Annotated in this window: 5 protein-coding genes and 1 pseudogene; 4 read left to right on the top strand and 2 right to left on the bottom strand. The window is 33.9% G+C overall.

The genetic code is table 11. The features are described from left to right. The 4 genes from B3J44_RS08840 to nagB all read left to right on the top strand — a co-directional run. On the top strand, positions 1-398 hold a 398-nt coding region (locus tag B3J44_RS08840; RefSeq protein WP_286967873.1), incomplete at its 5' end, for a BlaI/MecI/CopY family transcriptional regulator. Continuing rightward, the gene (locus B3J44_RS08835; RefSeq protein ID WP_286967871.1) at positions 395-2,407 is read left to right on the top strand and encodes a M56 family metallopeptidase; all 2,013 of its coding nucleotides are present in this window, start codon (positions 395-397) and stop codon (positions 2,405-2,407) included. The genes B3J44_RS08840 and B3J44_RS08835, both read left to right, overlap by 4 nt. 294 nt (positions 2,408-2,701) lie before the next feature. Beyond that, entirely contained in the window at positions 2,702-4,795 is a 2,094-nt protein-coding gene (locus B3J44_RS08830; RefSeq protein ID WP_286967869.1) for an alpha-L-fucosidase, read from the top strand. Positions 4,796-5,196: 401 nt separating this feature from the next. Then, entirely contained in the window at positions 5,197-7,110 is a 1,914-nt protein-coding gene (gene nagB, locus B3J44_RS08825) for a glucosamine-6-phosphate deaminase (RefSeq protein WP_198857350.1), read from the top strand. A 332-nt stretch (positions 7,111-7,442) separates the two neighbouring features. On the opposite strand, the gene B3J44_RS08820 is transcribed toward nagB, so the two are convergent. Continuing rightward, positions 7,443-8,156, bottom strand: a complete 714-nt coding sequence (locus tag B3J44_RS08820) for a LytR/AlgR family response regulator transcription factor (RefSeq protein ID WP_198857349.1) — start codon at positions 8,154-8,156, stop codon at positions 7,443-7,445. A gap of 70 nt (positions 8,157-8,226) precedes the next feature. Further along, positions 8,227-8,499: pseudogene (locus tag B3J44_RS08815) on the bottom strand (GHKL domain-containing protein); the annotation flags it as partial.

The following is an 8,499-nucleotide window of genomic DNA, read 5'->3' as shown; positions in this document are numbered from 1 at the left end:
TAATTAGTAGTTATATTTGTCAAAAGATTTCTACTATGATAAAATTAGCCAAACGAGAAGAACAGATTATGCAGGTTTTTTGGGATTTAAACAAAGCCTTCATCAGAGATATTATTCCATTGTTGCCAGATCCGAAACCACATTATAATAGTGTTGCGACGATTGTCAAAATATTAGAAGAAAAAGGGTTTCTAAATCGGGAAACAATAGGGAATATGCATTGTTTTTTTCCGGTAATTCAAAGAGAAGAATATCAACAATTTGCGCTGAAAGATGTTGTGAGTCAGTATTTTGATAATTCGTATCCACGAATGCTTGCCTTTTTTGCTAAAGAGCAAAAATTAACCGAAAAAGAATTGGACGAAATCGTAAACATGATAAAAAAAGATTCTAAATGATACCTTATATTCTATACACAGCGCTTATTCTTTTTGCTTGCCTTATGTTTTATAAGGTGCTTTTGCAGAAAGAAACTTTTTATAACTTGAATAGATTTGTTTTGCTTTCGTGCATGCTAATAGCTTTTACTTTGCCGTTGCTTCCGATTCCTCAGCAATTCTCCCTTCAAAAACAAAAAGCAACTGCAGTTATTCCTTCCGTAAAAAAAACAGTGGCAAAAGAACCAACTGTTGAGCTGAAAACACTTCCTGTAAATGAAGTTTTAGTAAATGAAACAAAGCAACAATTTAATATGGCTTTGGTCATGCAGTGGATAGTGTATTTGTACTGGTTTGGTGTTATTGTTTTTGCGCTTAATTTTTTAATGCAAGCTGTTATATTATTTTACAGAGCGTACACATCAGAGATTATTAGGGATGGAAAATTTAGAATTGTCGAAATAACAGGCGATAAAGCACCTTGTTCTTTTGCTAATAATATTTTTATAAATCCTGAAAAATACGAATGGGAAACGTACAATCAGATTTTGTTGCATGAAAAAATTCACATTGAGCAAAAACATACTATTGATCTTTTGCTTGCAGAAATCGTACTTGTTTTTCAGTGGTTTAATCCTTTTGCTTGGCAATGGCGAAAAGCATTAGAAAGTAATCTTGAATTTTTGACTGATAACGAAATGCTACAGCAAGGTAGCGTAGAAAAAGAAAGTTATCAATTTAGCCTGCTTAAAGTTGCGGCGCCACAATTTCCTTTGAGTCTTACAACTAACTATAATCAATCATTACTCAAAAAACGAATCATTATGATGAATTCAAAAAAATCAAACGTAAACACCACATGGAAATATTTTTTCCTGTTACCATTATTGGTATTGTTTGCCTGCCTTTTTAATCAACCGGCAGCGCAAAGTCAGACGCTAACTTCGAATGTTAAAAACGAAGAAACTAAAGCGAGTCCAAACACTCAAAAGGGTGTTCAAACTGAAGGAAACTGGTTTGCCACAATCAAAGGCAATAAGGTAGAAATGGAATTTAAAAACGACGAGAATAGCCATTCTACTCATACTTATGATATTAGCGAGTTTAGCGGATTATCAAAAGATAAACAAGGAACATTTTCTCTATCGCGTGAAGCGGGAACAATGAACTTTACCGGAAAATTTGACGGAAACAGCGGAATGGGAACGTATAAGTTTGTTGGCAATAAAAATTTTGCCAAAGAAATGGCTGCACAAGGAATTACATTGGCAGATGATACAGATCTTATGGTTTTCTTTGCTGTAAATATAAAAACGTCGTATGTAAAAATGCTGCATAAAAAAGGGTATAAAAATGTAGACAAAGAACAAGTAATTCCGTTGGCGGCTTTAAACGTAAGTGAAGATTACATCGATTCTATTAAAGATGCTGGAATTGGAAATATAGATATTGAAACGCTGATTCCTTTTAAATCCTTAAACATTGATAAAGCTTTTATTGAAGATATTATTAAATCGGGTTATAAAAATGTTTCGCCAGAAAATCTGATCACTTTAAAATCTCAAAATATTGACGGAAAGTATATTAATGATTACCGTTCTTCGGCAAAAACAAAAAAGAATGAAAATGGAGAAGAAGATGAGGACAATATTGTTGCTTTCAAAACTTTAAACATAGATAAAGCTTATATTGATTCTTTTAAGAAAATGGGTTATAATGATCTTTCAAACGACGACTTAATTGCTTTAAAAGCTTTAAATGTAACTCCAGAATATGTTAGTCAATTCGAAAAAGTAGGCTATAAAAACATTTCGTCTGAAAATCTTGCAGCTTTAAAATCGCAAAATATCACTGCAGATTTAGTTAAGGAATATAAGGATTTGGGTTTTTCAGATCTAGATTTAAATGATATTGTGGGTGCAAAAGCGGTTGGTGCAACGCCAACTTTCATTAAAGCTATGAGAGAAAAAGGACATAACTTTAAAGATCTGGGAAAATATATAGCTTTAAAAGCAGTTGTTGGCAACTAAGCTAATATTGCTTTTGATAGTTAAAGCAATGCATTTTCTCTGTAAATAAAATATTCAAGTTGTAAGACTACAATCAAAATATACTAATAAAGCCCAAATCTGTAGATTTGGGCTTTATTTTTTAGACAACTTTAAAAAACAGTTGTTTTAAAATAGTGTACTCAAACGGATTATTTAAATAAAATCATTTCGTACCAAAATGCTGTAAAAAATGTTGTTGGTCGAAATTCTATTCGAGAGATTTCAATTTATGCTACATTTATGCTTTATAGACTATTCTAAAGCAAATCAGCAATGAAAAAAATATTTCTTTCCTTATGTCTTTTTGGTGTAATTTCTAGTGTTTCAAGTCAGGAATTGGCAAATGCACCAAAGCCTTTTGGACCGCTTCCGACACAGAAACAGATCGATTGGCAGGAAATGGAATTCTATGCTTTTGTACATTTTTCATTAAATACTTTCACAAATAAAGAATGGGGTTATGGAGACGAATCACCAGAACTTTTTAATCCGTCGCAGTTAGACGTTCGCCAGTGGGCGCGCGTGGTAAAAGAGGCGGGAATGAAGGGAATTATTCTAGTTGCAAAACATCATGACGGTTTCTGTTTATGGCCTTCAGCTTATACAGAACGTTCTGTAAAAAATTCTCCTTGGGAAAATGGAAAAGGAGATTTGGTAAAAGAATTGGCTGCTGCCTGCAAAGAATACGATTTAAAATTAGGACTATATCTTTCTCCTTGGGACAGAAATCATCCTCAATACGGGAAACCTGAATACGTCACGTATTTCAGAAATCAGTTAAAAGAATTATTGACGAATTATGGAGACGTTTTCGAAATGTGGTTTGACGGTGCAAACGGCGGAGACGGTTATTATGGCGGTGCCAACGAAACCAGAAAAATCAATTCGCTGACTTATTATAATTGGGATGAAACTTATAAATTAATTTACGATATCGCACCAAAAACGCTAGTTTGGGGAGTTGGACCATCTGAAGCAAGATGGATTGGAAATGAAGAGGGACGTGCAGGAAAAACCAATTGGTCTTTATTACGACAAAAAGATGAGTTGGCAGGAAAAGTACACTATAGCGAATTCATGTCTGGACACGAAGACGGAGAAAAATGGGTTCCTGGCGAAGCCGATGTTTCAATCAGACCAGGATGGTTTTATCATTCTGTTGAAGACGATAAAGTGCGTTCGCTTGACGAAATGGTCGATATTTATTATGAATCGATTGGACGAAATGCTACTTTATTATTAAATCTTCCAGTTGATACTCGTGGTTTGGTTCATGAAAATGACGAAGCAAGATTGAAAGAACTGGTTGCTACTATTAAAGCCGATTTCAAAAAAGAACTATTGGCAGGAACTCAGGTTCAAGCTTCAAACATTCGTGCAAACGATTCTAATTTCGGTCCGCAGAATGTTATTGATGGAAATAAAAATACGTATTGGGCAACTGACGATAAAGTGAAACAAGCTACAGTTGAATTTACGTTTAAAAAGCCAACTGCAATCAATAGAGTTTTGCTTCAAGAATATATTAAACTTGGACAGCGTGTAAAAGCATTTTCGGTCGAAGCAAAAGTTGACGGACAATGGAAAACAATTGCCAACGAAACGACAATTGGCTACAAAAGGATTTTACGTTTAGATCGCGTTACGGCTTCTGCACTTAGAATAAATATTCTGGATGCAAAAGCAGGATTTGTAATTAGTGCAATTGAGGCATATAATGCGCCAACTTTTGTAAAAGAACCTCAAATTCTTCGTGATAAAAATGGCTTGGTTACGATTAAATCGGAAGAAGGAAATGCAGTTTATTATTCGCTTGACGGAAAAAATCCTTCAGAAAAAAGTACTTTATACAAAACTCCATTCGTATATAATAAAGCAGTAGAAATAAAAGCTATTTCGAGAAATACAAAAGAGAAAATTAATAGCGCGGTAAAAACAGCTAAATATGGCGTTTCTAAAGAAAAATGGAGAGTGATTTCTATTTCAAGCGGAGACAATAAATCGGTTGAACGAATTATTGACGGCGATGCAAATACCGATTGGGCTTTTGGAAACAATGAAAATAAATTACCGCAGGTAGTCATTATTGATATGGGCGAATTGCATACGATAAATGGCTTTACTTATACGCCACAGCAAGTTGGAAATAATTTGAATTTGATTTCGAATTACGAATTCTATACGAGCGAAGATAATATTACTTGGACGAAACAATCTGAGGGAGAATTCTCCAATATCAAACATAATCCAATTGAACAGCTTAAGAGTTTTACTGCGGTAAAAGCTAGATTTTTAAGATTTGTTGCCACAGCGACTGTAGGAAAAGGGCAAACAGTTTCGATTGCCGAAATTGGGGTTTTGGAATAAATATAGGTTTCCAATAATAATTCATTCCATAGGAATGTTTCGTCGGTAGAATCAAGTTTGAGTTATGGTTATACGTTCTGTAGGAACGTTTGATTAATATAGCAAAATTCCATTTTTATGAAATCAGGTGTTCCTACTGAACACAATCCAAAACAATATTTTTTTCTACCGACGAGATATTCCTACGGAATATTAAATGTAATCCACTGTCAAAATGAAATAAAATCTATTATTATCTGTGTTTTCATAAAGCGAATCTGTTTTATCAGCGTACTATCTCACCAAAGAAACTATCTTTCTTATTTTGTCTTTTGCCGAAGCTTAGCCGTTATTAGTCGAATTTTTAGTACAAGCGGATAATATAATTCTACTTTTATCTTAGTAATTAAATGGCAAGGCAAATGATTAAAGAAGATATTGGTTTTAGAGAAGCAGGAAAATTTGAAGAAACACGTTTTGAGAAAATTCACAATGTTATTTTCGAATCGTCGCAAGAAGCTTCTTTATTGGTAGCGCAGGAAATTGCCAATTTAATTCAGAGAAAAAATGAGCTAAACGAGCCTTGTGTTTTAGGTTTGGCTACGGGTTCTTCGCCAATTAAGGTTTATGAAGAATTAGTTAGAATGCATAAAGAAGAAGGTCTCAGTTTTGAGAACGTTGTGACTTTCAATTTAGATGAATATTATCCGATGGATAAAAATGATATTCAGAGCTATTATCATTTTATGCACGAACATTTGTTCAATCACGTAAACATTCCTTCTGAAAATATTAATATTCCTGATGGACAGGTAAGCGCCGAGGAATTACAGCAATATTGCATTGATTACGAGATGAAAATTATCTCTTATGGAGGTTTAGATTTTCAGCTTTTAGGAATTGGTAGAACAGGGCATATTGGGTTTAATGAACCTGGTTCGCACGTAAATTCAGGAACAAGAAGCATTACACTTGATCATATCACGAGAGTCGATGCGGCTTCTTCTTTTTTAGGAATTGATAATGTTCCTAGAAAAGCCATTACAATGGGAATTGGAACCGTTAGAAATGCAAAAAGAATCGTTTTGCTTGGCTGGGGAATCAGTAAAGCAGGAATTATAAAAAATACAATCGAAGGAGAAGTTTCTTCGCACGTTCCAGCTACGTATTTGCAAGAGCATAACAACACAACATTTGTTCTAGATACAGAAGCTTCGTCTGAATTGACAAGAGTTAAAACTCCTTGGCTGGTTAAGTCTTGTGTTTGGACAGATGAATTAAAATTAAAAGCGGTGGCTTGGTTAAGTGAGTTAACGAAGAAACCTTTCCTGAAACTGACGGATAAAGATTATAACGACAACGGTATGTCGAGTCTTTTGACGGAAGAAGGAACTGCATATGATTTGAACATTAAAATGTTTAATAAAATGCAGCAAACCATCACTGGATGGCCGGGCGGAAAACCCAATGCAGATGATACTTATAGACCGGAGCGTTCCACGCCGGAAAGAAAAAGAATTATCATTTTCAGCCCGCACCCAGACGATGATGTGATTTCTATGGGAGGAACTTTTGACCGTTTGGTAGAACAAGGACATGAAGTTCATGTAGCATATCAGACTTCTGGAAATATTGCAGTTTCAGATGTTGAAGCTTTGAAGTTTGCTGAAATTTCAAAAGCATTACATCCAGATTCTAGAATGTCGGACAAAATAATTGATTTTCTTCAGAACAGAACAGGAAATGAAATCGATTCACTAGAAGTTAGAAAGTTAAAAGGATTAATAAGAAGAAGCGAATCTTTTGGAGCAACACGTTACATTGGTTTGCCAGATTCTAATGTTAACTTTTTAGATCTTCCGTTTTACGAAACAGGAACGGTTAAAAAGAATAATCTTTCGGATGCAGATATCAACATTATGTGTGATATTATAGAAAGAATAAAACCGCATCAAATTTATGCCGCAGGAGATTTGGCAGATCCGCACGGGACTCATAAAGTGTGTTTAGACAGTTTGTTTGAAGCTTTAAAAAGATTAAAACATAACAGCTTTATGGACGATTGTTGGGTTTGGCTTTACAGAGGCGCTTGGCATGAATGGGAATCGTACCAAATTGACATGGCAGTACCAATGAGTCCTGACCAGGTTTTAAAGAAACGACATGCTATTTTTTATCATCAGTCTCAAAAAGACGGTGTTATGTTTCAAGGTGATGACAGCAGGGAGTTTTGGGTGCGAGTTGAAGACAGAAACAGATTGACTGCAGAAAAATATCACAGCTTAGGATTAGCAGATTATTCGGCTATTGAGGCGTTTAAACGTTATCATTTCTAAGTGCTTTTTGCAGCAATAAAGATAATAGACTATTTCATGGTTTATTTTGGTTAGTTACCTATAATTGAGAGAAAATGCGGTCGTGGTTGGCCGCATTTTCGTTTTTTATAGTTTTGTTTTTTTAACCGCAAAGAGCGCTAAGGTTTACGCAAAGGTCGCTAAGATTTTTTATTCTAAGTCTTGATAAAAACGCAGAGCTCGCAAAGCTATGTATATAAAAATATAGCCACAGATTATGCAGATTAACACAGATTCTAAAAATCCTTTTAATCCTAATAATCTGTGGCTAAAAAAACTTTGCGTAAATCCTTGCGTGCTTTGCGGTTAAACCTTTATATAGATGAATTAAGGATTTTTTGTTTTACTTCGTCTATATAAGATCTTCCAATCACATATCGAAGTCCTTCAATTTCGATGCTGTTTCCTTCTACAGCGTCAATTTTATCAATTGCAATCGTGTAGGATCTATGGATTCTGATAAAATCTCTTTCTGGCAATAATCCTGTAAAATCTGATAAAGTGCTGTGAATGATAAACTTTCCAGAAGTTGTGCTGATTTTTAAATAATCTTTTAAACTTTCGATAACCAAAATCTCATTCAAGAAAATCTTCTTCATTTTTTTCTTATCGATTTTCACGAAAATAAAAGGATTCTCTTTACTATTTTCCTGTGGTGTTTTAGTGGTATTATTAAGGCGTTTGTTGATCTTGTTTACCGCTTTCATTAGTCTCGGAAACTCAATTGGTTTTACCAAATAATCTAAAACATCAAGCTCATACGTCTCAATTGCAAACTGATCGTAAGCACTTGTGATAATAAGTAAAGGAGGGTTTTCTAAACTTTTAATAAAATTAATACCATCCAAAACAGGCATGTTAATGTCTAGAAAAATTACATCTATAGTATTGTTTTTTAAGAAATTTAATCCTTCAATAGAATTGCTAAAAGTATTTACTAATTCTAAATCTTCAATCTGTTCAATATAATTTTTAATAACGTTTATTGCCAATGGCTCATCATCGATAATTAAACACTTTATTTTCATTTGTACTGTTATTTTTGGCCGGTATGTGATTTTTTGTAGGTATAGTTTTCTAAACTTATAAAAGGCGGGGTCAAGTAACTTTTATAACTAGTTTAACGACAAAAATATTCTTTTTATTTTTAAATGAAAGCTTATAGTCACTTTTATTATATCCTAATTCGAGTCTTTTCTTTACGTTTTCAATACCTATACCACTTGACTTGTTAAAATTATCTTTATGTACGGTAAATTCGGGCATTGGGTTTGAAATTGTGAAATATAAATAATCTCCTTTTACTTTAAAGTTAATGTCAATTACAACATTACCAGTGTTTTTGTTTACTCCGTGTTTAAAAGCGTTTTC

The sequence above is a fragment of the Flavobacterium sp. UBA4854 genome, assembly GCF_002399805.1.
In the GTDB taxonomy this organism is placed as follows: domain Bacteria; phylum Bacteroidota; class Bacteroidia; order Flavobacteriales; family Flavobacteriaceae; genus Flavobacterium; species Flavobacterium ginsengisoli.
Note: the sequence above shows the minus strand (reverse complement) of the source record. Positions and strands in the feature narration are given on the sequence as shown.